20 protein-coding genes and 1 tRNA gene are annotated in these 24,598 nt (G+C 70.2%); 7 read left to right on the top strand and 14 right to left on the bottom strand.

Annotation, left to right across the window (positions count from 1 at the left end; all coding sequences use genetic code 11):
• Positions 1–216: 216 nt before the first annotated feature.
• The 5 genes from ACGF3A_RS31785 to ACGF3A_RS31765 form a co-directional block, all read right to left on the bottom strand.
• Entirely contained in the window at positions 217–2,247 is a 2,031-nt protein-coding gene (locus ACGF3A_RS31785) for a galactose oxidase-like domain-containing protein (RefSeq protein ID WP_393733834.1), read from the bottom strand.
• Entirely contained in the window at positions 2,244–4,235 is a 1,992-nt protein-coding gene (locus ACGF3A_RS31780; RefSeq protein ID WP_393733833.1) for a glycosyltransferase family 2 protein, read from the bottom strand. Before ACGF3A_RS31780 ends, ACGF3A_RS31785 begins: the two co-directional genes overlap by 4 nt.
• A 300-nt stretch (positions 4,236–4,535) precedes the next feature.
• Positions 4,536–5,315: a FadR/GntR family transcriptional regulator gene (locus ACGF3A_RS31775; protein ID WP_393733832.1), complete on the bottom strand. Its 780-nt coding sequence runs from the start codon at positions 5,313–5,315 to the stop codon at positions 4,536–4,538.
• A gap of 178 nt (positions 5,316–5,493) precedes the next feature.
• Positions 5,494–6,606: a winged helix DNA-binding domain-containing protein gene (locus ACGF3A_RS31770; protein WP_393733831.1), complete on the bottom strand. Its 1,113-nt coding sequence runs from the start codon at positions 6,604–6,606 to the stop codon at positions 5,494–5,496.
• A 124-nt stretch (positions 6,607–6,730) separates the two neighbouring features.
• On the bottom strand, positions 6,731–7,324 hold the full coding sequence (locus ACGF3A_RS31765; protein ID WP_393733830.1) for a lytic polysaccharide monooxygenase: 594 nt from the start codon (positions 7,322–7,324) through the stop codon (positions 6,731–6,733).
• Between the two features lie 223 nt (positions 7,325–7,547).
• Between ACGF3A_RS31765 and ACGF3A_RS31760 the strand changes: the two genes are divergently transcribed.
• Entirely contained in the window at positions 7,548–8,558 is a 1,011-nt protein-coding gene (locus tag ACGF3A_RS31760; protein ID WP_393733829.1) for a DUF3533 domain-containing protein, read from the top strand.
• A 26-nt stretch (positions 8,559–8,584) separates the two neighbouring features.
• Entirely contained in the window at positions 8,585–10,291 is a 1,707-nt protein-coding gene (locus ACGF3A_RS31755) for an AMP-binding protein (RefSeq protein ID WP_393733827.1), read from the top strand.
• A gap of 73 nt (positions 10,292–10,364) precedes the next feature.
• Here ACGF3A_RS31755 and ACGF3A_RS31750 read toward each other — a convergent pair.
• The 6 genes from ACGF3A_RS31750 to ehuB form a co-directional block, all read right to left on the bottom strand.
• Positions 10,365–10,438: transfer RNA gene (locus tag ACGF3A_RS31750), tRNA-Lys, on the bottom strand.
• An 88-nt stretch (positions 10,439–10,526) separates the two neighbouring features.
• Positions 10,527–11,318, bottom strand: coding sequence for an IclR family transcriptional regulator (locus ACGF3A_RS31745; RefSeq protein WP_393733826.1), 792 nt, complete (start codon positions 11,316–11,318; stop codon positions 10,527–10,529).
• 163 nt (positions 11,319–11,481) lie between these two features.
• The gene (ehuA, locus tag ACGF3A_RS31740; RefSeq protein WP_393733825.1) at positions 11,482–12,306 is read right to left on the bottom strand and encodes an ectoine/hydroxyectoine ABC transporter ATP-binding protein EhuA; all 825 of its coding nucleotides are present in this window, start codon (positions 12,304–12,306) and stop codon (positions 11,482–11,484) included.
• Positions 12,296–12,946 (bottom strand): ectoine/hydroxyectoine ABC transporter permease subunit EhuD, encoded by a 651-nt coding sequence (gene ehuD, locus ACGF3A_RS31735; RefSeq protein WP_393733824.1) that lies wholly within the window; start codon positions 12,944–12,946, stop codon positions 12,296–12,298. Before ehuD ends, ehuA begins: the two co-directional genes overlap by 11 nt.
• Entirely contained in the window at positions 12,946–13,689 is a 744-nt protein-coding gene (gene ehuC / locus ACGF3A_RS31730) for an ectoine/hydroxyectoine ABC transporter permease subunit EhuC (protein WP_393733823.1), read from the bottom strand. Before ehuC ends, ehuD begins: the two co-directional genes overlap by 1 nt.
• Positions 13,686–14,612, bottom strand: a complete 927-nt coding sequence (gene ehuB / locus ACGF3A_RS31725) for an ectoine/hydroxyectoine ABC transporter substrate-binding protein EhuB (RefSeq protein WP_393733822.1) — start codon at positions 14,610–14,612, stop codon at positions 13,686–13,688. The genes ehuC and ehuB overlap by 4 nt, the downstream gene beginning before the upstream one ends.
• Positions 14,613–14,738: 126 nt before the next feature.
• On the opposite strand from ehuB, the gene ACGF3A_RS31720 reads away from it, so the two are divergent.
• On the top strand, positions 14,739–15,260 hold the full coding sequence (locus ACGF3A_RS31720) for a DUF3830 family protein (RefSeq protein WP_393733821.1): 522 nt from the start codon (positions 14,739–14,741) through the stop codon (positions 15,258–15,260).
• A gap of 82 nt (positions 15,261–15,342) precedes the next feature.
• Here the strand turns inward: ACGF3A_RS31720 and ACGF3A_RS31715 are convergent, their stop codons facing one another.
• Together ACGF3A_RS31715 and ACGF3A_RS31710 are read right to left on the bottom strand one after the other, a co-directional pair.
• Entirely contained in the window at positions 15,343–16,758 is a 1,416-nt protein-coding gene (locus ACGF3A_RS31715) for an amidase (RefSeq protein ID WP_393733820.1), read from the bottom strand.
• Positions 16,758–17,756, bottom strand: a complete 999-nt coding sequence (locus tag ACGF3A_RS31710) for a D-2-hydroxyacid dehydrogenase (RefSeq protein WP_393733819.1) — start codon at positions 17,754–17,756, stop codon at positions 16,758–16,760. The genes ACGF3A_RS31715 and ACGF3A_RS31710 overlap by 1 nt, the downstream gene beginning before the upstream one ends.
• Before the next feature lie 288 nt (positions 17,757–18,044).
• Here ACGF3A_RS31710 and ACGF3A_RS31705 point away from each other — a divergent pair, with 288 nt between their 5' ends.
• From ACGF3A_RS31705 to ACGF3A_RS31695, 3 genes are all read left to right on the top strand, one after another.
• Positions 18,045–18,959, top strand: coding sequence for a decarboxylase (locus tag ACGF3A_RS31705; protein ID WP_393733818.1), 915 nt, complete (start codon positions 18,045–18,047; stop codon positions 18,957–18,959).
• Between the two features lie 56 nt (positions 18,960–19,015).
• Positions 19,016–19,759: a decarboxylase gene (locus tag ACGF3A_RS31700; RefSeq protein ID WP_393733817.1), complete on the top strand. Its 744-nt coding sequence runs from the start codon at positions 19,016–19,018 to the stop codon at positions 19,757–19,759.
• An 89-nt stretch (positions 19,760–19,848) separates the two neighbouring features.
• Positions 19,849–20,934 carry an LLM class flavin-dependent oxidoreductase gene (locus ACGF3A_RS31695; RefSeq protein ID WP_393733816.1) on the top strand — a complete coding sequence of 362 codons (1,086 nt, stop codon included), beginning with the start codon at positions 19,849–19,851 and terminating at the stop codon, positions 20,932–20,934.
• A gap of 151 nt (positions 20,935–21,085) precedes the next feature.
• Here the strand turns inward: ACGF3A_RS31695 and ACGF3A_RS31690 are convergent, their stop codons facing one another.
• A complete protein-coding gene (locus ACGF3A_RS31690; RefSeq protein ID WP_393733815.1) occupies positions 21,086–22,906 on the bottom strand; it encodes a putative bifunctional diguanylate cyclase/phosphodiesterase in 1,821 nt (606 codons plus the stop codon).
• A gap of 376 nt (positions 22,907–23,282) precedes the next feature.
• Between ACGF3A_RS31690 and ACGF3A_RS31685 the strand changes: the two genes are divergently transcribed.
• Positions 23,283–24,554: a M6 family metalloprotease domain-containing protein gene (locus ACGF3A_RS31685; protein ID WP_393733865.1), complete on the top strand. Its 1,272-nt coding sequence runs from the start codon at positions 23,283–23,285 to the stop codon at positions 24,552–24,554.
• The last annotated feature ends 44 nt before the right edge of the window (positions 24,555–24,598 follow it).

The raw sequence follows: 24,598 nt of genomic DNA, 5'->3' as shown, positions 1-24,598 counted from the left end.
TTCAAAGTCCCGTCTGCCCGGTGGCGGGGGGGGGGGGGGGGGCGGTGGGGGGGGGGGGGGGGGCCGGGGGGGCCCGGGGGGGGGGGGGGGGCGCGGGGGGCGGGGCCCCCCCCCCCCCCCCCCCCCCCCCCCCCCCCAACACCCCCCCCCGGGGGGGGGGGGCCCCCCCCCCCCCCCCCCCCCCCCTCTCGTATGCCTTCGCTCAGCTGTCCACGGTCAGTTCTTCGGGTTCACGATCGGGTCGCCCGTCGTGGTGGTGGTGTGCTGGGCGTTCGCGTCGACGTTGACCTTGAGCCACTTGGCCTTGGACGGGATGCCGTCCTTGTCGATCGCGTAGACCATCCACCAGCCCGGGGTGACCAGCGACGGGTCGTCCGGGATGGCCGTCGACATCGTGCCGTCGGCGCCCTTCTTCATCTTCAGCGCCACCGACGACTGCTCGACGTTGGTGACGTGGGTGAAGGAGCCCGGGCGCACCAGGCGCAGCTTCTCGACCTTCTTGGCGTCCTTGCTCTTGAAGGAGACCTTGTCGCCCAGCGAGAGCGTCTTGCGGCTCTTGCCGACGTCCTGGAGGTCGGGCTGCTTCTTGCCCTCCTTGTTGAGGTAGGGCGGGGTGTAGATCTCGATGCGCTGGTCGAACTTGCCCGGCTTGGTGTTGGCCTTGTCCGAGTAGAGCGAGTCCGAACCGAAGGTCATCACGCGGCCGTCGGGCAGCAGCAGACCACCGGAGTGGTAGTTGCGGCCGACGAGCGGCTCCGCCGCTTCCTTGTAGGCGTTCTTCTTCGGGTCATAGATCGCGGCCTTGAGGACGTTGCTGTCGCTCTTGCCGCGGTACTGGCCGGAGCCGTTGGTGGTGAGCACCGTGTCGTCCGGCAGGATCACGCTGGACGGGTAGCGGACCTTCTCATAGAGCTTCGGGCCGTCGTGGAAGCGCGGGGAGCCTTCCTTGAGGTCCACGATCCGCGTCTTGTCGGAGCTCTTGGGCGACTCGCCCACGCCGCCGCCGCCCTGGACCATGTACTTCCGGGACTGGGTCGGCGGGAGCGGCACGGACATCGAGGTCTCCAAGGTGTCCGGGTCACCCATGCCCGGGATCTTGGTGAACTTGTTCGACTCGATGTTCCAGATGCCGGGGACGCGGCCCTTGTTGTCGGGGCCGTATCCGGCGGTCGTACCGCTGTAGAAGATCCGGTTCTCACCTATGAGGTGCAGGCCCGGGTAGGTCGGGAAGAAGCGGGTCTTCGGGAGGTAGTTCCACTTCTTGGTCTGCGGGTTGTAGATCTCGTTCTTGCCCGGCACGACCTGGCCGATGTCGTCGAGCCCCGAGACGGTCAGCACGCGGCCGTCCTGGAGGGTGACCTGCGTCGGGTACCAGCGGGCCTCGTGCATCGGGTCGACGGTGACGTAGCGCTCGGCGACCGGGTCGAACTCGTAGGAGTCCTTGATGCCCTGGAAGTCCTTCTTGTCGAAGGACATCTTCTGGGCGATGCCGTAGATGTTCTTCTTCTCGGCGCCCTTCAGGCCGCTGACCCGGTACTGGTCCTGGGACCCCGTCGAGTACTTGCGGCCCTTCTTCTCCGCCTCGGAGTAGACGCGGGCGAGGCTCGCGGTGACCTTGGCCTTGCCGGTGGCCGGGTCGATCTTCTTCTTGGCGCGCGGAATGATCGTGTTGTTCTGCGCGACGAAGGTCTTGCCGTTCTCCCGCCCCGTGAAGCGGGTGCCCTTCTTGATGGTCTTCGCCTTGTCGGGGCTCTCGTTGTAGAGGAACATCAGGCCGCCGGCCTTCTTCACGTCACCCTTGAGCGTCTCGTATCTCTGGGTGCCGCCCGCGACCAGCAGCTTCCCGTCGGGGAGCTGGTTGTGGCCGGAGCAGAAGAGGTCGTTGGGCGTCGGGATGTTCTTGAACGAGTTCTTGACCGGGTCCCACAGCACGGTGCGGAAGGACTTGGCGTCGAAGTTCTTCGCGTTGTTGCCCGAGCCCGCGACGAGCAGCACCTTGCCGGTGTTGAGCAGCGCCGCGTGGATCGTGTTGATCTTGTACTTCTCCGGCACGTCCACGTACTGCCAGTGGCCCTTGTCGGCCTTGTACTCGGGCTGGTTGATCTTGTAGTTGTGATACTTCTCCGAGGCGAAACCGTACAGGGCGGGTCCGTTGAACCCCGCGATGGCGAGCACGACCACGGTGCCGATGGTGATGCGCTGCGCCCGCTTGCTCGGCCGGTATCGGCGGTTAGGCCGGTTGTTCATTGCTTGCGTCCCCCAAGGGCGATCTGCATGGTCTCGTCAGGAGAGGCGGCCCAGCTCGGGCCCTGCCCGGACTGGGGTCCACCCGGCGGCGTACCGCCGTCCGGCCCGCCGGCCGGAGGCTCCTGCGAGGAACCACGTTTCCTCTGCTGCTTGCGCTTCTTCTTCTCCGCGCGGACGGTGAAGCGCCATCCGATGATCGGCGCTGCCGTGATGAGCAGCGCGAGCGCGGCCCAGGTGAGCATCGCCGGGTGGTCGTGGCCCAGATAGAGCGAGCCGACGAACGAACCACCGAAGATCATGATGAAGAAAAGATGGACGCGGAAGGTGCCGAAGAGCGTGTCCGGGCTGGCTGAGTTGCCCTTGGGGGTGACCACGAACTTGCTCTTGCGGCGCAGCACGGTGTCGAACAGAGAGCGCGCGTAGATCGGGGCGGACAGCGCGGACATCAGCATGCCCGCCAGACCACCGGAGCCCTCGGGCTCGTGGGGGGAGACGTTGTGCCGTCGGTTCCAGATGTAGAGGCCGATCTGGAGGGCGGAGGCGTTGCCGTACAGCGCCATCCAGATGGTCGGGTCGATCTGGACGCCGGAGGCGCCCATACCGAGGAAGAGCGCGCAGGACAGCGCGGCCAGGATCCAGTTCATGGCCGAGATCGGGTAGAAGATCATCAACATCGTGTAGTTGAAGAGCTTCCCGAGCGGCATGGTGCCGATGCCGCGCCAGAACTGCTTGAGGATGGTCTCGTAGGTGCCGCGCGACCAGCGGAGCTGCTGGGTGAAGAAGTCGGTCCAGGCGTTGGGGCCCTCGCCGACCGCGAGCACGTCCGGGGTGTAGACCGAGCGCCACTTCTGACCGGTCTCGGGGTTCCGGGCGCGGTGCATCTCGAAGCCGGTGGCCATGTCCTCCGTGATGGAGTCGTACAGGCCGCCGATGCCCTTGATCGCCTTGATGCGGACGGCGTTGCTGGTGCCGACGAACATCGGCGCGTCGTAGCGGTTGCCCGCGCGCTGGATGAGCGCGTGGAAGAGGAACTGCTGGGACTCGGCCGCCTTGGTGACGAAGTTGTCGTAGTTCCCGTAGACCTGCGGGCCGATGACGAAGCCGACGTCCGGGTCGCGGAAGTAGCCGAGCATCCGCTCCAGGTAGTTGGGGAGCGGGACGTGGTCGGTGTCGACACCGGCGAAGAAGTCGTAGTTGTCGCCGTGGGCGTCGAGCCAGGAGTTGTAGTTCCCGTGCTTGGTCTTGGCCCGGAACGCGCCCTTCTTGGTGTTCCAGTGGGCGACGCCCTTGCGGGAGAAGTGATACACGCCCAGGCGCTGGCAGACGGCCTTCACATCGGGATCGTCGCCCTCGTCGAGGAGCCAGACGTGCATCGTGCCGCGGTGTCTGATCTTGACGGCCGCCTCAAGGGTCTTGGTGACCATCTCGATCGGCTCCTTGCCGGGCACGAACGAGGTGAGGAACGCGACGCGGGTGCCGGCTTCGGGCACCACGGGTATCGGATCGCGCGCGACGAGCGTCGCGTGCGAGTTGGATATCACGTTCATCGTGCGGAACAGCTCGATGAGGCCGATGGCCACGAGCATCACGATGTCCAGCTTCAGGACCAGGTCGGAGACCTCGCCCGAGTCGCGCTTGGTCCAGTGCTGGGGCTGCATCAGCCACACCAGCAGACCCGCGGACAGGATCGGCGCGAGGACCAGCAGGAACCCCGCGCGGAACCGGTGCGGTTCGTCGGAGAGCAGGCTGCGGAACTGCACGCGGTAGGGCCTGCTCGGGTCCGGCTGCGAGAGCGGACCGGCGAGGCGGCTGTAGTGCTCGTAGTCGTACCGGGGGAGGGCCTTCTTGCTCCAGCGCATGCCCCGGCCGTTCGTGTTGCGCTGCCGGTGCTGGCGCGGGATGCGCAACTGCGCCGTCTGCGTCGGGTCCTGCCCGGGCGGCTGCTGTGGCTCAGGCTGCCGGCCACCCGTCGGCGGCGTCGACGTCATGTATGTCCCATCCCCCCGCACGCGGCGGTCTCACCGCGTGACCTCGTGCTGACCCGCGTCCTCGGCCCCCTCGACTCGGGCGCGGCATGCTTCGGCCGCCGGGTGCTGAGACTTCGGCGGGCCATCTTCCGGTTCCATGATGGAGGTCACGGTTTCCGCACGGCGCGGCGCCCCCGCGGTGAGCTCTCACACTTGCCGCAATTCGGCTCTCACCTGGGCGTCTTCGACTCGTGCACAGACCAGTGACCCCACGTTAGGTTCCCCGACTCGGCACTTGATCGCAAGGGCGAAAGTGGCGGTTCAGCACTGTTGTGGCGGTATGGCTGTTTTCTGTGTGACGGATGAGTCATCGGAGACGGGCTGCTCGGGGAGCGTGGAGCGTAGACGCGCGCGGATGTTCCCGAAGTGGGCCCGCACCGCGCTCTCCGCGCGCAGCGTGTCCCCTTCCCGTACGGCCGTGAGGATGTCGGCGTGCTGGCGCCAGGTGACCATGGGGTCCTGGTGGAGGTCGGCGAGGTCGGTACGGACGCGGTGGAAGGCGTCCCAGAAGGCGTCCAGCACCTCGCTGAGCAGCGAGTTCCCCAGTCCGCTGTAGAGGGCGGCGTGAAAGGCCCGGTCCGTACCGGCGTGGACGCCCCCGGCCTCCGCCTCCTCGCGCATCCGCGCGACCAGCCTCTCCAGCTCCGCCAGCTCGCCGGGCCCGGGACCGCCGCCGGGGCCGCCGCCCGTGCCGTCGCCGACGAGCCGCGCGACCAGGCCGGTCTCTATCGCTTCGCGCAGCTCCAGCAGCTGCAGCAGGCTGTCCTCGCCCCGGTAGTGCCCGGCGACCGTGCGGAAGGAGAGGCCTTCGGTCATCGGCGCCATGGACATCGCGCCGACGTACGTACCGAAACCGTGGCGGATCTCGACGATGCCCATCGCCTGGAGCGCCTTGAGTGCCTCGCGGACGGAATTGCGGCTCGCGCCGAGCAGCTCCATGAGGTCGGTCTCAGTGGGCAACGGTGCGCCGCTCGGGAGCCGCCGGTCGATGATCAGCCTCTTGATCTGCTCCTGCAGCGATTGGGCTCTGCGCTGGGTCATCCTTTGCTCTTTCCGCTGCTCTTTCCGCGTGCGGTGCCGGGGTGCCCCTTGCCGTGCGCTGCGGCCTGCGGGTGCGTTGTGGCTGGTCGCGCAGTTCCCCGCGCCCCTGAGACGCCCCTTCGGGGCGCCCCTGGAGCGCCTCCTCGGGGCGCCCCTGAAGTGCCTTCTCGGGGCGGCCTCACGGGGTCTCCTCGAAGACCACCGTGCGGGGGCGGTCGTCGCCTGCCGTGAAGCGGAGCAGGTGCTCGCCCTCCTCCTCCAGTTCGGCCTGCTCCCGCTTCGAGAGCGGGCCGAAGGTGGTGACGGTCAGGCGGGCCGAGGTCTTCCTCGACGTGTCCGCCTTCCAGGTGCCGCGGACCCTGCCGTCCAGCAGCACGGTGCCGGGCACCTGGCCGTTCCGGCTGGCGAGGGAGGCGCGGACCTCCTCGTCCATGAGGCGGGTGCGGTCGGCGTGGGAGAGGACCAGGTTGTCGTACTCGGCGATGAAGCGGGCCGGGAGCGGGGTGTCGGGGGCGGGGCGGGGCGCGTCGGGCAGGTCGAACAGCTCGGTGCCGCCCTCGTCGCGGAAGACCCGGAGCTGCGGGCGGAGCCGCTCCAGGACCTCGCTCAGCCGGGTGAGCCCCGACCAGGTCTGGGCGTCGCGCACGGAGGCCGGGCCGAACGCGGCGAGATAGCGCAGCACGACGGTCTCGACGCAGGGCTCGACCGCGAGCGGGCGCCCGAGCCAGGACTCCGCGGTGTCGAGCACGGGGCCTCCCGAGCGCCCCCACAGTCCGCGCGGCGGAAGCTGGACGAGGGGGAGCAGATAGCGCGCCGTCATGGACAGCTCGTCGGGGTCGATCTCCGGCCAGCGCGGGCCGAGCCCGGCGGCCAGCTCCTTCGGGGTGCGGGGTCCCTGGGCGAGCAGCTCCCGCGCCGCGTCGGTGACCTTCCGGGGATCGAGGCCGCCGAGGGCCTTGCCGTGCCTGCTGGAGCGCAGCCCCCGCTCGTACACCGGCTGGGTGAGGGGTCTGAGCTGGACGGCGTCCCGGGCGCTGATCAGGTGCACGGTCCCGCGCATCACGCCGATCCGGACCACCTCGCGCTCCTGGAGCAGCCGGGACAGCTCTTCGGGGTCGAAGCCGGCGAGCCGTGACCAGAGGCCGAAATAGGGCGGTTTGGGAGCCTGGGCCTGGAGGCCGACGAGGTGCTCGACCGCCTCCAGGACGGTCATCGTCGCGCGCTCGGCGAGGAGTTGGCGGGCGAGGACGGCGCGGCCCAGCGCCCTGCGCGAGAGGGGTGCGGCGGACATGAGGTGAGTCTCGCCGATCAGGACGGTCCTCGCTATGGCACACGCGTACGGGCCGACACCCGCGCGAGAGGGCCGGTCACGCGGTGCGTGGACCGGCCCTCCCGGGTGGGGGCGGAGAGGTGGCTCAGAACTCGACGTCGGCGCAGGAGTAGAACGCGTTGGCCGTGTCGGCGATGGTCCACACGCCGAGGATGACGTGCTTGCCCTTCTTGCCCTCCGGAAGCTTGCCGTCGGCGGTCCACTCGGCGGGCGGCTGCTTGCCGTCCATCGGGACCGTCAGGAACGGCTTGGACTCCAGGTCGGCCCGGGTGAGCGGCTTGCTCGGGTCCCAGCCGTCCTTGGTGACGTAGTACGAGAAGTCCGTGGTCGAGTGCCTTGCGGTCAGGTTCCACTTGAACGTGAAGTTCCCGCCCGCGTTGAGCTTGGTGCTGGGCCACTTCCCGTCGCGCGGCTCGTCGAGCTGCTTGAAGCCCTCGTTGCCGCCCGCGCAGATCAGGCCGTCCTTGGGGCCCTTCTCCGGGAAGCCCTTGGGGCCCTCGACGCTCTGCGGCTCGTGCTGGATGGGGCCGCAGTCCTTGGCCTCGCCGCTGGCGCAGTACGCCTGACGGCTCATCGGGTCCTGGCTGTAGCCGTGGCCCTGCGCGGAGCCGCCGGTGAACAGCATGGCCGCACCGCCGGCACAGAGTCCGACTGCGGCCGCGGCGATCCTCTTACGCATGCTCGCTCCAGGTGGATCGTGGGGGGGACCGATCGTGGGATCGGAGTGCGCACTGCTCGGTTCTGGTGGGTTCTGCGGTCTAGACCAGGCGCGAATCTAGTGGCGTCCGAACGGTCATGTCCAGACCAATGCAAGGGGAACTTCACCTTCCCTCGCCGCTCCGAGGTGGGAGGAAGCGGGCAATGCGGTATGCATGGAAAAAATCACTCACAAGGGAAACTCCATGCGTTACTCCTCCCCTGACGCCGGGCTGCGGGCCACGCTCACCCCCGGCGTCGTCGCCCTCGTGGCCGGTGTGCTCCTCGTCCAACTGGGCTTCCTTCTCTCCTACATCGGCGCGTTCCACCACCCCGACCCGCAGCGCGTCCCGCTCGCCGTCGTCGCCCCCGAGAAGGTCGCGCAGCGGATCGACGCGCTCCCCGGGCGCCCCGTCGAGGTGACCGCCGTCAAGGACGAGAGCGCCGCGCGCGCCCGGATCATGGACCGCGACGCGCAGGGCGCGTACGTGATGAACCCGAAGGGCGACGAGGACACGCTGCTCGTCGCCTCCGGCGGCGGGGGCCCGGTCACCGAGGCCGTGAAGCAGGTCGGCAAGAAGGTCGCGGCCGACCAGGACCGCAAGCTGAAGGTCGAGGACATCTCGCCCTCGGGGGACGAGGACTACAACAGCCTGACCGCCTTCTATCTCGTCGTCGGCTGGCTGGTCGGCGGCTATCTGGTGGCCTCGCTGCTCGGCGTCAGCATCGGCACCCGCCCGGCCCGCCCCGGTCTGGCGGGCCTCCGGCTCGCGGGGGTGGCCGTCTACTCGGTGGTCTCCGGGCTGGGCGCCGCGATCATCGTCGGACCCGTGCTGCACGCGCTCGACGGGCACTTCATGGCCCTATGGTGGATCGGCGCCCTGACCGTCTTCGGCACCGCGGCCGTGACGATGGCGCTGGAGGCGTTCTTCGGGGTGGTCGGCATCGGCATCGCCGTCGTGATCTTCGTGGTGCTCGGCAACCCCAGCGCGGGCGGCGCCTTCCAGAAGCAGCTCATCCCGCCCTTCTGGCGCGCCATCGGCGACTGGCTCCCGGCGGGCGCGGGCACCACGGCCGTCCGCAACACCGTCTACTTCTCCGGCAACGCCCTGGCCTCCCCGATGCTGGTGCTCTCCATCTGGGCCGTCGCCGGGGTCGTCCTGCTGCTCATCGGCTCGATGCGGCGGAGGGAACCCGACCTGTCCCTGCCGATCTGACGCCACGTCAGCTATCGTGCGCGGCCATGAGCGCGAGCCGTTCCCCAGGGGGCGCCCGAGCCGACGCCCGTACGATCGCCGAACTCGTCCGTGCCCGGTGGGGCGACCACCGCGCGGGCGGGCTCCGCTGCCGCGAGCCGCACGCGGACCTCAGCCACCACGCCGCCGCGGCCGGTGCCGCCGCGCGGGCCGCGCTCCTGGCCGACCTGCTGCCGCGCGGCGCCGAGCCCCACGTCGGGCTGCTGCTCGACAACACCGCCGAGTACCCGCTCTGGCTCGCCGCCGCGGCCCTCACCGGGGCCACGGCGGTGGGCCTCAACCCCACCCGCCGGGGTGCCGAGCTGGCCCGAGACCTCGGCCACACCGAGTGCGCGCTGCTCGTGACGGAGCGCGCCCACCTGCCCCTCCTCGACGGCCTGCCCCCGCTCACCCTCCGCACCCTGGTCACCGACGAGCCCGCGTACGCCGCGCTCCTCGCCCCGTACGAGGGGGCGGAGCCCGGCGACGCGGTCGTACGCCCGCCGGACCCGGGGCGGCGGATGCTGCTGACGTTCACCTCCGGCTCGACGGGCGCGCCCAAGGCCGTGATCGTCAGCCAGGGGCGGCTGGCCGCCGCCGGGCAGGCGCTGGCCCGGCAGTTCGGCACGGGGGACGACGACGTCCACTACCTGTGCATGCCGATGTTCCACGGCAACGCCGTGATCGCGGGCTGGGCCCCGGCCCTCGCGGGCGGCGCCGGGGTCGCGCTGCGCCGCCGCTTCTCCGCCTCCGGCTTCCTCCCGGACGTACGGACGTACGGCGCGACCTACTTCACCTATGTCGGCCGCGCCGTGCAGTACCTGCTCGACACCCCCGCGCGCCCCGACGACGCCGACAACCCGCTCCGCCTCGGCTTCGGCACCGAGGCAGGTCCCGTGGACGCCGGGCGCTTCGCCGCCCGGTTCGGGGTCCGGCTGGTCGAGGGGTACGGCTCGTCCGAGGGCGGCGCCGCGCTGCGGCACTCCGACGACGCGCCCCCCGGCGCCGTCGGCCGCCCGGGCCCCGGCGAGGACCTCGCGGTCGTGGACCCGGAGACCGGGGAGGAACGGCCGCGCGCCCGGCTGGACACCGGGGGCCGTCTCCTCAACCCCGGCGAGGCCGTCGGCGAGCTGGTCAACCGGGGCCGCACGCTCTTCGAGGGGTACTGGAAGAACGAGGAGGCGGCGGCCGCCCGTACCCGCGCGGGCTGGTACTGGACGGGGGACCTCTTCTTCCGCGACGGGGACGGCTGGTTCCACTTCGCCGGACGGGCCGACGACAGGCTGCGCGTCGACGGGGAGAACCTGGCGGCGGCCGTCGTCGAGAACATCCTCGCCCGCTTCCCCGCCGCCCGTTCCGCCGCCGTCTACGCGGTCCCCGACCCGGTCTCGGGGGACCAGGTCATGGCCGCGCTCGCGCTGGACGGGCCCGGGGACTTCGCGCCGGACGCCTTCGCGGACTTCCTCGCGGCCCAGTCCGACCTGTCCACCAAGGCGGCGCCCCGCTTCGTGCGCGTCCTGGCGCGGATGCCGGTCACGGCCACGAACAAGATCCGGCGCGCTGAGCTGCGCAGGGAGGGCTTCAGGCACGGGGAGGGGGAGGTGTGGTGGTCGCCCGCGCGGGGCGCCGCGTACCGGAGGCTGACGGCGGAGGACGTCGCGAAGCTGCTCGCCCGGTACCGGGAGCACGGGCGGGAGGAGCTGCTGGGGCGCTGAACGCGAGGGACCCGGCCTCTGGGGACCCGGACACGACGAAGGCCCCTCGCTCTCGCGAGGGGCCTTCGGCCGGTACGCCGTCAGGGACTCGAACCCCGGACCCGCTGATTAAGAGTCAGCTGCTCTAACCAACTGAGCTAACGGCGCCTGTGTCGGCCGTTTCCGGCTGACGAGAAGAAATACTACCCCCTTCCGAGGGGTGCTGCCGACCGCCCCGGGGCCGACCCGGCCGCCCTCAGAGCGACAGCGAGAGCATCACGGGCGCCGCCTTCCGGCTCAGCTCCTCGGCGGCGCGGCGCAGCCGGTGCGCCTGCTCGACGGGGAGGGAGAGGGCCAGGCAGCTCACGGAGGAGCCCGCCGTCACGGGGACGGCGGCGCAGACCGTGCCCACCGCGTACTCCTGGAGGTCCAGGGTGGGGACCGTGGGCGGCTGGCGGTCCAGCGTGTTCAGCAGGAGGCGCTCGTCGGTGATCGTGCGCGAGGTGAGCCGGGCCGTCCGGTGCCGGGCCAGGTGGTCCAGGCGGCCGTCGTGGTCGAGCTGGCTCAGCAGGCACTTGCCGATCGCGGTGGCGTGCACCGCCGAGCGGAAGTCCACCCACTCGTTCACGGACGGGGCCTCGGGGCTGTCCGCGTACTGCGTGATGTCCAGCTCGCCGTCGCGGTACCGGCTGAAGTAGATGGCGGCGCCGACCGTGTCCCGCAGATCGGTGAGGGTGCGCTGCAGCTGCTCGCGGAGCGCCCGCTTCCGGTCCACGCCCGAGCCGAGCAGGACGAGGGACTCACCCACCACGTACGAGCCGTCGGAGAGCTGCTCCACGTACGCCTCGCGGCGCAGCATCAGCAGCAGGTGGGCGAGATGGCCGCCGGGCAGGCCCGTCTCGTGGGACAGGGTCTCCTCGGACACCCCGTCGCGGCGCCGGGCGACGGCTTCCAGCACGCGCAGCGCGTACTGCACGGAGTGGAACGGGGCGGTGGGCTCCCGCCCGGGGTCCGGGGAGTGGCCCCCCGGAGGTTGGAGTAGCGCCACGGTGTCCCCCTGGAGGTTGTGACCGTTTGCGTCGTGTCCGCTCCAGGCGGTCACGGCAGTACGTACCACGATAGCGGCCAAGCGTGTGTCATAAAGGCGCTGTTGCTGCTATCGGCATATGCCATGGAGACGAGCCCGCGCCGGTCGGCGCGGGCTCGGGGGCTCACAGCACCGCGCTCAGGAATTCCCGCGTCCGCTCGTGCTCGGGGTCGGAGAAGATCTTCTCCGGCGCGCCCGACTCGATGACGCGGCCCGCGTCGAACATCAGCACGTCGTCCGAGATGTCCCGCGCGAAGTTCATCTCGTGCGTGACGCAGAGCATGGTGATGTCCGTGGTGTGGGCGATGTCCCGCAGCACGTCGAGCACGCCCGCGACCAGCTCGGGGTCGAGCGCCGAGGTGACCTCGTCGAGGAGGAGGATCTGCGGGCGCATGGCCAGCGCGCGGGCGATGGCCACGCGCTGCTGCTGGCCGCCGGAGAGCTGGGTCGGGTACTTGTCGAGGTGCTCGGTCAGCCCGACCATCTCCAGCAGCTCGCGGGCCCGCTGCTCGGCCTCGTCCTTGGGGAGGCCGAGGACGTGCACGGGCGCCTCGGTGATGTTCCGCAGCACCTTCATGTTGGGGAACAGGTTGAACTGCTGGAAGACCATGCCGATCTTCTTACGGGCCTCGCGGCTGTACCGCTCGCTCGCGGGGACGAGCTTGCCGTTCTTCTCCTCGTGCGTGAGGTACTCGCCGGCGACCTTGATGGTGCCCTCGTCCGGCGTCACCAGGGTCATCAGGAGCCGCAGGATCGTGGTCTTGCCGGAGCCCGAGGGGCCGATGAGGGTCACGTGCTTGCCGGAGGCGACGTCGAAACAGAGGTTGTCGAGGACGACGTTGCTGCCGTACCGCTTCGTGACGTTGTGGAACTTGATCAGTTCGCTGCCGTCGACCGCCGGGTTCGTGTGGTCGTTCGGCTCTGTGTTCGGTGTGGTGTCAGCGGACAAGACGACGCTCCAGGGCTCGCGTGAGGAGGGAAGCCGGGTAGGCGATGACGATGAAGGCGATGCCGATCACGGTGATCGGCTCGGTCGGCTGGAAGGTCTCCGCGCTGAACTGGCGGGCCTCACCGAGCATTTCCAGCGCGCCGATCGTGGCGAGCATCGGCGAGTCCTTGAGCATCGCGATGACGTAGTTGCCCAGCGCGGGCACCACGCGGCGGATCGCCTGGGGGAGGATCACGGCGCCCCAGACCCGGGTGCGCGGCAGGCTGAGCGCCGTGCACGCCTCCCACTGGCCGACGGGCACGCCGTCGATCCCGGCGCGGTACACCTCGGCGGTGTACGTCGAGTAGTGCAGGCCCAGACCGATGATGCCGGTGGTCAGCGCCGAGAAGGTGATGTCCCACTCGGGCAGCACGAAGTACAGGAAGAAGAGCTGCACCAGCAGCGGGGTGTTGCGGATGAACTCGGTGACGATGTTCACCGGCCACCGCACGGCCTTGAACTCCGACCGCTGGGCGAGCGCCCAGACGAGGCCCAGCGCGAAGGCGATCAGCGAGCCGAGGACCAGCGCCTGGAGGGTGACGAGCACGCCGTCCCAGAAGCGCGGCATGAAGTCGCCGACTGCGTTCCAGTCCCAGTCCATCAGGCCGCACCTCCGCCCTGGGAGGAGGACGACGTCAAGGTCGCCTGTCGGACGTTGAGTTTGCGCATGACCCCGGCTTTCTCCGGTTTCTGGCCGATGCGGGACTTGGCCTGCCGCTCCAGCGCGCGCATGCCGCGCGTGATGGCGAACGCCAGGACGAAGTACATGACCAGGATGATCGTGTAGACAGGGGCGCTCTCACCGAGCGCGTTGCGCACCAGCGAGGCGCCGAAGGCGATGTCGCCGACGCCGAGCACCGAGACCAGCGCCGTGCCCTTGAGCAGCTCGATGAGCAGGTTGTTGGCGGGCGGGATCATTTCCGGCCACGCCTGCGGCAGGGTGATCTTGGTGAGCCGCTGCCACGGCGAGAAGCTCAGCGCGATCCCCGCCTCGTGCTGCGCGGGCGCCACGGCGGCGATCGCGCCGCGCACGATCTCCGAGCCGTACGCGCCGTACGACAGGCCGAGTGCCAGCACCGCCGCCCACATGGGCACGAGCTGGAGGCTGAAGGCGACCGGGAGCACGAAGAACATCCAGAACATCAGCACCAGGGCCGACGAACCGCGGAAGATCTCCATGTAGAGCCCGGAGAGGAACCGGACGATCCAGAGTCTGTTCGTCCGTGCCACACCCACGACCATGGCGACGACCGCGCCGAGCAGCGCGCTGTAGACCGTGAGCTGGACCGTGACCCAGACGCCCTTCAGCAGCAGTTCCCACAAACCCGCTGTAAGGTCCGTCATTTGCAACGCTCCTTCGCGGTCATGGTCGTCATCTCCTCCTTGACGAAGCCGAACTGCTTCATCACGCGGAAGAGCTCGCCGCTCTTCTTCATCTTGAGCAGCTCACGGTTGAACGCGTCCCTGAGATTCCCCTCGGCCTTCCTGAACGCGAAGGCGCCGGTGCCCAGATCGGGCTTTCCGTCAAGTTTCGGAATAAACGCGTCGGTGAACTCGGCCTTTGTGCTCTTCGTCTGCCTGACGACGTTGCGCACGGTCACCGCCGTGCCCGAGAAGACATCGCACCTGCCCTGCTCGACCGCGAGCAGACCGGCCAGTTGGTCGGGCAGCAGGAGGAGGTCGCTCTTCTTGATGCCGGCCTCGGCCGCGTACTGGATCTCGGCGTATCCGGTGCCCGTCGCCATCTTGGCGCCGGTCTTCTTGATGTCCTCGTAAGTCCGCAATTTCTTGGGATTTCCCTTACGCACGATGAAGGCGTCCCGCATCTCGTACTCGGGGTCGGCGAACAGCACTTGCTCGCAGCGTTCGGGGATGATGTACAGCCCCGCCGCCACGACGTCGAACTGCAGCGAGTTCAGACCCGGGATGAGCGAGTTGAACTCGGTGGGGAACGGCTGCACGTTCGGAACGCCCAGCCGCTTGAAGATGATCCGTGCGATCGCCGGGGAACTCCCGGTCAGCTCCCCGTCCTTGTCGATGTAGCTGTAGGGCTGTTCACCGGCAAGCCCCAGCCTGACGGTGCCCTGTGCCTTCAGTCGTTCCAGTAGATCGCCCCCGTCTCCGGTGTCAGCACTGGACACACGGCTGCAAGCAGTCGTCGCCCCGAGCGCACCCGCCGCACCGACGCTTGCTGCCCCCGCGAGCAGCAGGCGTCGGCTGAAACCTCTTCCGGCACTTCCGGTGTTGTTCCCTTGTGGTGGAGCCATGGGCGCGCGGCTACCCAGACTCACTCAGAATATGCGGATCGAATCCGGCCCCTTACGGGGTCGTGCTGAGGCTGACCTTTGCGTCACTATTGACGGGCAAATGACCAACCAGTGTGCGGAGGCACGATGGCTGAGCGCTTCATTGAAGTGTCGTTGGACAAGCGGGGAGTGAGCTGCACGGCAAAGCTCCTCGACGACAGGGCCCCGATCACCTGCGCCGCGGTGTGGGACGCGCTGCCGCTCGGCGGCGACGTCTACCACGCCAAGTACGCGCGTAACGAGATCTACACCCTGATTCCGCCGTTCGCGCCCGAGGAGCCGCCGCTGGAGAACCCCACCATCACGCCCATTCCCGGTGACCTCTGCTATTTCACCTTCACGGACACGCAGTTGAGCACGGCCTCCTACGGGTATGAGGCCGCGGCCGAGCAGCAGGGCGGCCAGGCAGCGCATGTGCAGCGCAACACGGTCGTCGACCTCGCTCTCTTCTACGAGCGCAACAACCTGCTCATCAACGGCGATGCGGGCTGGGTTCCCGGCATTGTCTGGGGCACGATCGTCGACGGTCTCGACCGTATGGCGGAAGCGTGCCAGGACCTCTGGCGCGCGGGCGCTCTCGGTGAATCGCTGAACTTCCGCCGGGCGTAAGCAAAGAGAATAAGGGGGCCGCCGCCGTTTCCATCAGGATTCGGCGGCAGCCCCCTCATTCATTTCTGTACGCGAAAATGCCTCATTCCGAAATCGGGGGCGGCATCTCCGCGGCGACACCGGCCTCGAAGAGCGCGTGCGAGGCCGCGAGCACCAGCGCGTCCGCGTGCCGGGGTCCCACCAGCTGGACCCCGATCGGCAGTCCGGCGCCGTCCACCCCGCAGGGCACCGAGGAGGCGGGCTGCTGCGTCATGTTGAACGGGTACGAGAACGGGGTCCACTCCGTCCACCGCCTCATCCCCGAGCCCCCGGGCACCTCGGGGCCCAGCTCGAAGGCGGTGCCGGGCATGGTGGGCGTCACCAGCAGGTCGTACTTCTGGTGGAAGGCGCCCATCAGCTTGCCGAGCGCCATCCGGACGTCCACCGCCGCGAGATAGTCCAGCGCGCTGCGCGCGGCGCCCTCCTCGCAGACCTCCCGGAGGCCCGGGTCGAGGCTCTCGCGCTGATCTTGGCTGAAATGTTCGGTCACCCGGGCCGCGCCGCTGAACCACAGGGTGTGGAACGCCTCCACGGGATCCTCGAAGCCCGGGTCCGCCTCCTCGACCGTCGCGCCCAGCTCCGCGAGCAGCGCCACCGCGCGCCGCACCGCCGCCGCGACGTCCGGATCGACGGCCACCCGGCCGCCGAAGTCGGGGGAGAAGGCGATCCGCAGCCCCCGCACCCCTTCGGCGCCCGCGGCCAGCGCGCCCCGGAAGCTGTGCGGGGCCGGACCGAGCTGCGACCAGTCACGGGCGTCGGGCCCCGTGATCACGTCCATCAGCAGCGCCGCGTCCCGCGCGTCCCGGGTCATCGGCCCGACGTGGGCCAGCGTGCCGAAGGCGCTCGCCGGGTAGATCGGCACCCGCCCGTAGGTGGGCTTCAGCGCGAAGATCCCGGAGAACGAGGCGGGGATCCGCACCGAGCCCCCGCCGTCCGTGCCCAGCGAGAGGGGCCCCGCGCCCAGCGCGACTGCCGCCGAACTGCCCCCGCTGGAGCCGCCGGCCGTACGGGACGGGTCGTACGGATTGCCCGTCGCGCCGTGCCGGGGGCTGTCCGTGACGCCCTTCCAGCCGAACTCCGGCGTCGTGGTCTTCCCCAGGAACACCGCGCCGCTCTCGCGCAGCCGCGCCACCGCCGGGGCGTCCTCGTCCCACGGGCCCTCGTCGGAGACCGCCCACGAGCCCCGGTAGGTGGGGCCGCCGCGCTGGAGCAGGATGTCCTTCACCGTGACCGGCACCCCGTCCACGGGGCCCGCGGGCTCGCCGCGCTCCCAGCGGCCCGCCGCGGCCGACGCCTGCTCCAGCGCCTCCTCGGCGTCGATCCGCACGAAGGCGTTGACCCGCGCGTCCGCCTCCGCGGCCCGCTCCAGCGCCGCCCGGGTCGCCTCGACGGGGCTGAAGGACCCCGCCTCGTACCCCTCGACGAGCTGTGTCGCACTGAGCGCGGTGAGATCGGACATCACGGGGCCTCCCGGTGAGAAGTGGGGTTCGTCGGCACGTAGCCGAGGTCCTTGTCGACGACGTTGAGCAGCGGCTCGCCCGCCTCCCACCGGTCGAAGTTGTCGAGGAACTGCTCCGCGAGATCGTCGCGCCAGCCGACCGTGTCGCCGCTCATGTGGGGGGAGACCAGCAGCCCCGGCACGTCCCACAGGCCGCTGTCGGTGGCGAGCGGCTCCTGGTCGAAGACGTCGAGCGCCGCGCCCTTGATGCGGTGCTTGAGCAGCGCGTCCGCCAGGTCGGCCTGGACGACGTGCTGCCCCCTGCCGACGTTGATGAAGTGGGCCCCGGGCTTCATGCGAGCAAACGCGGCGGCGTCGAACATCCCCCGCGACTCCTCCGTCAGCGGGGCCACGCACACCACCCAGTCCGCCGTGCCGAGCAGCCCGTCGGACCCCTCCAGCGCGGCCGTGGCGTGCACCCGGCCGAATTCCGGGTCGCCGTCCCGCGCCGTACGGCCGACGAGGTCCACATTGACACCCAGTGCCATCAACGTACGGCCAATTGCCCGGCCAATGGGGCCCGAACCGACCACCACCGCGCGGGTGCCGCCCACGCGAAATGTCTCCCGGTGCCGCCACCTCCGCTGGCGTTGCAATTCCCAGGTGCCACGGAAATCCTTGGCCATGGCCAGCACGAGTCCGGCGACGTATTCGGCAATTGGCTGGTCAAAGACTCCCCGCGCATTCGTAATGACGGTGTCCCGGCCGTCGGCCAGCTCGGGCAGCAGACGGTCGACACCGGCGCTCGGGGTGTGCACCCAGCGCGGCCTGGGCCCGTCGCCGGGCCAGGCGTCGCGGACCGCGTCGGACAAGAAGTCCCAGACCAACAGCACATCGGCGGCCTCAAGTTGGCTCGCGAGCGACTTCTCGTCGGCGTGCACCACGTGGGCACGGCCCTGGAGCCGGTCGAGCCGGGGCAGCGGCTCGGCATCAAGGACAAGGACGCATGTTTCGGACATTGGCAGGAAACCATTTCGAAACGTGGGGACGGTTGACTGTGGTGCGCTATACGAAGACTTGACGAGCGAGACAGAGCGACGTGGGACGAAGGCGGGATCGGCCCTCAGATGCGACGATTGGCCGAGGATTGACCACGGTAGGGAGCACAAACTACCTTCGTCAACAAAGACATCTGTCCCGGCGTCCCGGCTTCTGACCGGCTTTGCAATTCCTCTGACCTCCGTCTGACTCAGGGGCCTTCTGGCTACGGCCAAGCAGCCACCCCTCCGTTCTTTTGGGGCCCGAAAATGGACGTCTCCTTCCTTGGTGGGCCGATGCCGCAGCGCGGCGTCGGAATCGTCGCGCCGTTCGACTTCGCACTCGACCGAGAGCTCTGGCGGTGGGTGCCGGACGACGTGTCCCTGCACCTGACCCGCACCCCGTTCGTGCCCGTCGAGGTCAGCCTCGACCTCGCCCGTCTCGTCAGTGAGCACGAGACGCTCCGCGAGGGTGTGCGGGCACTCTGCGCCGTGGCCCCCGAAGTGGTGGCCTACGCCTGTACGTCCGGCAGCTTCGTAGGAGGCGCCGCCGGTGAGAAAGCCATGGTCTCGGCGATGGAGCAGGCCGGCGAGATGCCCTCGCTGACCACCTCCGGAGCCATGCTCGCGGCGCTGCGGGAGATCGACGCCCGCCGCATCGCGATCGTCACCCCCTACACGAAATCCGTCACCGACGCGCTGGAGGACTTCCTCGGCGAGGCGGGCATCGAGATCACGGGCCGGAGCTACCTCGGGCTGACCCGTGAGATCTGGCGCGTGCCGTACCGCGACGTGGTCGACATGGCCAGGGAAGCGGTCGTCGGAGCCCCCGACGCCCTCTTCATCAGCTGCACCAACCTCCCGACGTACGACGTCATCCCGCAGCTGGAGGCGGAGCTGCGGATGCCGGTCCTCTCGGCGAACCAGGTCACCATGTGGGCCGCGCTGCGAGGCCTCGGCAAGGAGGCCGTGGGCCCGTACCAGGCCCTGCTCGACCCGGTCGCCAGAAGCGGCCCCGCCGCGATGGCCCCCTCGCCCCCCGCCCAGGCCACGCCGCCCCCCGAGCCGGAGGCCGCCCTCGCGGGCGCCGGCACGGAGAGCGTCGAGCCCCTGGAGGGCACCGACCTCGGCTTCCCGCCCTCCGGCGGGGACGAGTGGGACGCCGGCGGGCAGCCGCCGGTATGACCCGCCCGGGAAACCACACGCACATCAAGCACCAGTCCGAGCAGGAGGAGGAGTAGATGGCAGAGGCGGCAGCGGCACGGACACGGGCGGTCGGCTTCCTGTACCCGGGGTACTCGGCCGAGGACGACTACCCGCGTCTGGAACGCATCCTGGGGGAGGCAGGTGCCTCCGTCCGGCTGCCCCTCGTCCATACCGACATCGGTGAGGACGCCCATCGCGTGGACGCCCTGCTGGAGATGGGCTCCGCCAAGCGGCTCGCCGCGAAGGTCGAGGAGGTCAAGGCCCAGGAGATCGACGCGGTCGTCTGGGCCTGCACCAGCGCGAGCTTCGTCTTCGGCTGGGACGGCGCGCACGAGCAGGTCCGCGAGCTCTCGGCGGTGGCCGGGCTCCCGGCCTCCAGCACGTCGTTCGCCTTCGCGGGGGCCGTCCAGGCGCTGCGCGCCGAGCGCGTCGCCATCGCGGCGACGTACCCGGAGGACGTGGCCGAGCTGTTCACCGCCTTCCTGAAGGCGGCGGGCTCCGAGGTCGTCTCCATGCGCGGCAGCGGCATCATCACCGCGGCCGAGGTCGGCACCTGGGGAGAGGAGGAGGTCCTGGCGCTCGCCCGCGGCGGCGACCACCCGGACGCTCAGGCGGTCCTCCTCCCCGACACCGCCCTGCACACGGCCGCGTACATCCCGGCCCTGGAGGCGGAGCTGGGCAAGCCGGTCCTCACCGCGAACCAGGTCACCGTCTGGAAGGGCCTGGGCCTGCTCGACGAGCAGGTGAGCTGCCCCGCGCTGGGCAAGCTCTTCACCTGACCCGGGGCGCCCGGGGCGCCCGAGGCGTCGAGGGGGCCGTTCCGGGAAGAGGAACGGCCCCTGACGCGTTGACCTCTCTCGTAGGACGAATGGCGAGAGAAGGGCGAGGCCGACCAGTGAACGACCCCATACGAGGCGAGGCCAAGGGCACGGCCCCCGTGCCCCTCTCCGTCCTGGACCTGGCGACAGTGGGCGAGGGCTTCACCGCCACGGACGCCCTCAAGGCATCGGTGGAGCTGGCGGGCCTGGCCGAGCGCAAGGGCTTCACGCGGTACTGGGTGGCCGAGCACCACTCGATGCCCGGCGTCGCCAGCTCGTCCCCCGCCGTGATCCTCGCGCACCTCGCCGCGCACACCGAGCGGATCCGCCTCGGCTCGGGCGGCGTCATGCTGCCCAACCACGCGCCCCTCGTGATCGCCGAGCAGTTCGGCACGCTGGAGGCGCTCGCCCCCGGCCGTATCGACCTGGGCCTCGGCCGCGCCCCCGGCACGGACGGCGCGACGGCGGCGGCCCTGCGGCGCACGGAGCGGCTGCGCGAGGGCGCCGACGAGTTCCCGCAGCAGCTCGCGGAGCTGACCCGGTTCCTCGACGACGACTTCCCCGACGGCCACCGTTACGCCCGTATCCACGCGGTGCCCGGCAAGGTGCAGAGCGCGGAGGTGGGCCGTCCGCCGGTCTGGCTGCTGGGCTCCTCCGGGTTCAGCGCCCAGCTCGCGGGGCAGCTCGGCCTGCCGTTCGCCTTCGCGCACCACTTCTCCGCGGCGAACACGATTCCGGCCCTGGAGCTGTACCGCGAGACGTTCCGCCCCTCGGAGGTCCTCGACGAGCCGTACGCGCTGATCGGCGCGGCCGCGCTCGCCGCGGAGGACGAGAAGGAGGCGCGCCGTCAGGTCCTTTCCGGCGCACTCAGCATGCTGCGGCTGCGTACGGGCCGTCCTGGGCTGGTCCCCACTCCGGAGGAGGCGGAAGCGTATCCGTTCAGCGCGGCTGAACGGGAGTTCGTGGACAGCTGGCTCGCCAACATCACGTACGGCACGCCGGACGCGGTACGCGAAGGGCTCGACGCCCTGGTCAAGCGGACCGGCGCGGATGAGCTGATGCTGACAGCACAGGCCCACAGCCCCTCGGCCCGTGTCCGCTCCTACGAGCTGATCTCTGAGGCGTACACCCTCTGAGGGGGCCTCGGCGCGCAGTTCCCCGCGCCCCTTGGCGGCGCATCCTGATCCGGCGACGGGAAGGTGCGCCCCGTCAGGGGCGCGGGGAACTGCGCGACCAGCCACGACGCAGCCGCGCCCGGCAGTGCACAGGCGGGGGCAGACGCGAGGTCTAGGCCGACTGGGCCCCGCGGTAAGAGGAGAGCAGGCCCGAGATGCGGTCTGCCTCCATCGGCTTGGCGTAGTGCCAGCCCTGGCCCGTGTCGCAGCCGATCCGGCGGAGCCGTTCGGCCTGGGCCGGGCCCTCGACGCACTCGGCGGTCACGGTCAGACCCAGCTTGTGCGCGAGCTGGACCAGGGCCGTCACGATCGTCTCGTCCGCCGGGTTCTGGTGCCGGGCCGTGCGGAAGCCCCGTACGAAGGTGCCGTCGAGCTTCAGCGCGCGCACCGGCAGCCGGCTGAGGTAGGCCAGGTTGGAGTAGCCCGTGCCGAAGTCGTCGATCGCGATGCGGACGCCCGTCTCGGAGAGCGCCTGGAGCGCCTGGAGGGGGCGGCCCGCGGAGCCCATCACGGCCGACTCGGTCAGTTCGAGCTGGAGCAGCCCCGGGGGCAGGCCCGTCTCCTCCAGGGTGTCCGCGACGTCCTGCACGAGGTCGGAGTCCCACACCTGCCGCACGGCCACGTTGACGCTCACGTAGAGCGGCGGTCCCGGGTGCTCCAGCATCCAGCGCCGGGCCTGGCGGCACGATTCAGCGAGGACCCAGCGGCCGAGCGGGACGATCGCCCCGTTCTCCTCCGCGAGGCCGATGAAGCGGTCGGGGCTGAGCATCCCGAAGCGCGGGTGCTTCCAGCGTACGAGCGCCTCGACGCCGCGCATCACGTCGTCGGCGAAGCCCACGATCGGCTGGTACTCCAGCACGAACTCGCCGCGCTCCACCGCGCGCCGCAGCGTGCTGGAGAGCGCCTGCCGGGTCATCCGGTGCGCGTTCCGCTCCGGGTCGAAGAGCGTCCAGCGCGCCTTACCGTCGGCCTTCGCCCAGTACAGCGTGGTGTCGGCGGCCTGCATCAGCTCCGTCGGGCTGGTGCCCTCGGTCTCGCGCTCGACGACGCCGATGCTGGCCGAGACCGCGAGCCGCTGGCCCGCGAGGTCGAACGGGCGCTGGAGCGCCGCGAGCACCGACTGTGCGAGCGCCGTGAGCTGCTCGGTCCCGGTGGAGGACTCGACCAGCAGTGCGAACTCGTCGCCGCCCAGCCGCGCCACCAGATGGCCGCCGCACTCCACGGACCCGGCGTCCTCGGCGCACCGCGTGAGCCGCTGCGCCACCGCGTCGAGCAGGGTGTCGCCGACCCGGTGGCCCAGGGTGTCGTTGATCGCCTTGAAGCCGTCGAGATCGACGTAGCAGATTCCGGTTCTGCCGGTGGCCGAGTCGGAGAGCGCGGTCGCCAGCCGCTCGAAGAAGAGGGTGCGGTTGGGGAGCCGGGTCACCGGGTCGTGCATCTGGAGATGGCGCAGCCGCTCCTGGAGGTCGCGGCGCTCGCTGATGTCCGCGATGGACAGCAGGGCCTCGCCACCGCGCGCCGTGGGGGTCACGGTGATCTCGGCCCAGAGTGTGTGGCCGTCCGCGTGTTTCAGCCGCCGGGTGCAGGACATCCGGTCGGTGCGGCCCTGGAGCGCCTCGTGGTACGCGCTGCGGACGCGGCCGTCGAGACCGAGTCCGGCCAGCTCCGCGATGGGGCGCGCGACCAGCCTGCGCGGGTCGGCGCCGAGGAGTGCGGCCAGCGCGCGGTTGGCCGTGAGCACCCTGCCATCCCGGTCGACGATGGCCATGGCGAGCTGTGCCGCGTTGAACGCGGCCCGGAAGTCGCTCTGCTCGCCGTGCCCGCCCGGCACTCGCCGTCGCCAGCGCTTGTGATTACTTTCCGTGATGGTTTGCGGTTGCGTTCCGATGGTGTCGCCGGAGTTCTTGCCCGGTCCTTCGAGGGGTCCGTTCACCGATCGCTCCGCGGGGGGCTCGTCTCGTGCGGACCGCTCCTCCGGCTGCCGGGGGGCAGCCCGAGAGAGGATCCGCGCTGGAAATGTGCCGATCATAGAGGTTGGCGCAAGAGCGGAGCCAGTGTCTCCGCTGCCGGTTCCGTACGTCTCCCCGTCGGCCTCGGAGCGACGGGTACGCGGGTGACCGTTTCTGCACGAGGGCTGAAAGCGCCGTGACCGCTTACGACCGAGCATTACGAAGAGTAGTCATATTGTGGTTGACTCGACCGGCCTACCGGAACGGTGCAAATCGCTCCAAATGGGGACAGTGTGGGGAAGGTCCGCATTCCTGATCCGGTGAGGTCGAGACGTGCCGCAGCCGCATATACCCGAGGGGGTGGCCGCGTGGCGCCGTAGTCGTCGCGCGGGGCCGGGGGGTCCGGGGGGACTCCACCGGCTGGCCGCAGTACTCACCGCCCTCACCGCGTTCATGGGCATGGCGCTGTTCGCCGGGCCCATGAAATCTGTGGCGGCGTCCGTGTCGTGCGCTCTGCCGCGCACCGATGCGCACCACTCGCTGGGTTTGGACACCTGGAATGCCTCCTATCCGCGCCCCGACAGGACGCTCGACGCTGCCCTTCTCTTTCTTTCTTTCCCCGATGCGCCCCCGATGGCCACCCCTGACGAGCTAGCGGCCGACCATTTCCCTGCCACGACCGATTTCTTCCGCCGTGCCTCGTACGGAAAGCTCACCCTCCGGCCGCACGTCGTGGACCGCTGGATCGAGATGCCGGCCTCGTCGGAGGCGTACGGGATACAGCGCGACTGGGACTCCGGGCTGCGCACCGCCTACATGCGCGACGCGGTCACCGCCGCCGACCGCCATGTGGACTTCAGCCGCTACGACGTCGTCTATCTGATCGCCGACCCCGACGCTCCCGGCGTGAACTCCGACGCGACGAAGGTCGTCAACTTCGACGAGCCGATCGAGGTCGACGGCACCCAGGTACGCCGCCTGGTCACCGTCTTCGAGCAGAGCCCGCCCGACAGGCACGTCCTCGCGCACGAGACCGGACATGTCTTCGACCTGCCCGACCTGTACGAGCGCCCGTCCGACGGCAAGGCCGACTGGGACACGCGGGTGGGGGACTGGGACCTCATGGGCAGCCAGTTCGGCCTCGCGCCCGAGCCCTTCGGCTGGCACAAGTGGAAGCTCGGCTGGCTCGACGGGAGCAGCGTCGACTGCGTCTCCGACGCGCCCGGCACCACCATGCACACCCTCCGCACCCTGAGCGCCCCCTCGCGGGACGGCAGCCCCGGCGCCGACGGGACCCGCCTCGCGGTCGTACGTACGGGCGAGAACGAGGCCCTGGCCATCGAGGCACGCGGCAACGAGGGCAACGACCGGGGGGTCTGTTCCGAGGGCGTGCTGCTCTACCGGGTGCGCGGCGACACGGCCTCGACCGAGGGGCCCGTCGAGGTGCTGGACGGCCATCCGCGCACCAGCGCCTGCGGCGGCACCTCGGTGCACCCGCCGCTCGCCGACGCGCCCCTGGGCGTGGGCGAGAGCCTGGCGCTGGAGCGGGACGCGATCCGGGTCGAGGTCACGGGGCGCACGGCCGACGGCGGCTGGGACGTGAAGATCACCAGAGGGGATCGCGCGGAGTAGGGCCGGGAACGACTGAAGGCCCTCCGCTTCTGCGAAGGGCCTTC

Source organism: Streptomyces sp. NPDC048172, assembly GCF_043202595.1.
Taxonomy (GTDB): domain Bacteria; phylum Actinomycetota; class Actinomycetes; order Streptomycetales; family Streptomycetaceae; genus Streptomyces.
The sequence above is the reverse complement of the archived record's forward strand: the minus strand, read 5'-3'. Positions and strand labels throughout refer to the sequence as shown.

Coding starts and splice junctions, on each gene's coding strand:
- ACGF3A_RS31785 (WP_393733834.1), bottom strand. CDS start 2,247: ATGAACAACCGGCCTAACCGCCGATACCGGCCGAGCAAGCGGGCGCAG.
- ACGF3A_RS31780 (WP_393733833.1), bottom strand. CDS start 4,235: ATGACGTCGACGCCGCCGACGGGTGGCCGGCAGCCTGAGCCACAGCAG.
- ACGF3A_RS31775 (WP_393733832.1), bottom strand. CDS start 5,315: ATGACCCAGCGCAGAGCCCAATCGCTGCAGGAGCAGATCAAGAGGCTG.
- ACGF3A_RS31770 (WP_393733831.1), bottom strand. CDS start 6,606: ATGTCCGCCGCACCCCTCTCGCGCAGGGCGCTGGGCCGCGCCGTCCTC.
- ACGF3A_RS31765 (WP_393733830.1), bottom strand. CDS start 7,324: ATGCGTAAGAGGATCGCCGCGGCCGCAGTCGGACTCTGTGCCGGCGGT.
- ACGF3A_RS31760 (WP_393733829.1), top strand. CDS start 7,548: ATGCGTTACTCCTCCCCTGACGCCGGGCTGCGGGCCACGCTCACCCCC.
- ACGF3A_RS31755 (WP_393733827.1), top strand. CDS start 8,585: ATGAGCGCGAGCCGTTCCCCAGGGGGCGCCCGAGCCGACGCCCGTACG.
- ehuD (WP_393733824.1), bottom strand. CDS start 12,946: ATGGACTGGGACTGGAACGCAGTCGGCGACTTCATGCCGCGCTTCTGG.
- ehuC (WP_393733823.1), bottom strand. CDS start 13,689: ATGACGGACCTTACAGCGGGTTTGTGGGAACTGCTGCTGAAGGGCGTC.
- ehuB (WP_393733822.1), bottom strand. CDS start 14,612: ATGGCTCCACCACAAGGGAACAACACCGGAAGTGCCGGAAGAGGTTTC.
- ACGF3A_RS31720 (WP_393733821.1), top strand. CDS start 14,739: ATGGCTGAGCGCTTCATTGAAGTGTCGTTGGACAAGCGGGGAGTGAGC.
- ACGF3A_RS31715 (WP_393733820.1), bottom strand. CDS start 16,758: ATGTCCGATCTCACCGCGCTCAGTGCGACACAGCTCGTCGAGGGGTAC.
- ACGF3A_RS31710 (WP_393733819.1), bottom strand. CDS start 17,756: ATGTCCGAAACATGCGTCCTTGTCCTTGATGCCGAGCCGCTGCCCCGG.
- ACGF3A_RS31705 (WP_393733818.1), top strand. CDS start 18,045: ATGGACGTCTCCTTCCTTGGTGGGCCGATGCCGCAGCGCGGCGTCGGA.
- ACGF3A_RS31700 (WP_393733817.1), top strand. CDS start 19,016: ATGGCAGAGGCGGCAGCGGCACGGACACGGGCGGTCGGCTTCCTGTAC.
- ACGF3A_RS31695 (WP_393733816.1), top strand. CDS start 19,849: ATGGCGAGAGAAGGGCGAGGCCGACCAGTGAACGACCCCATACGAGGC.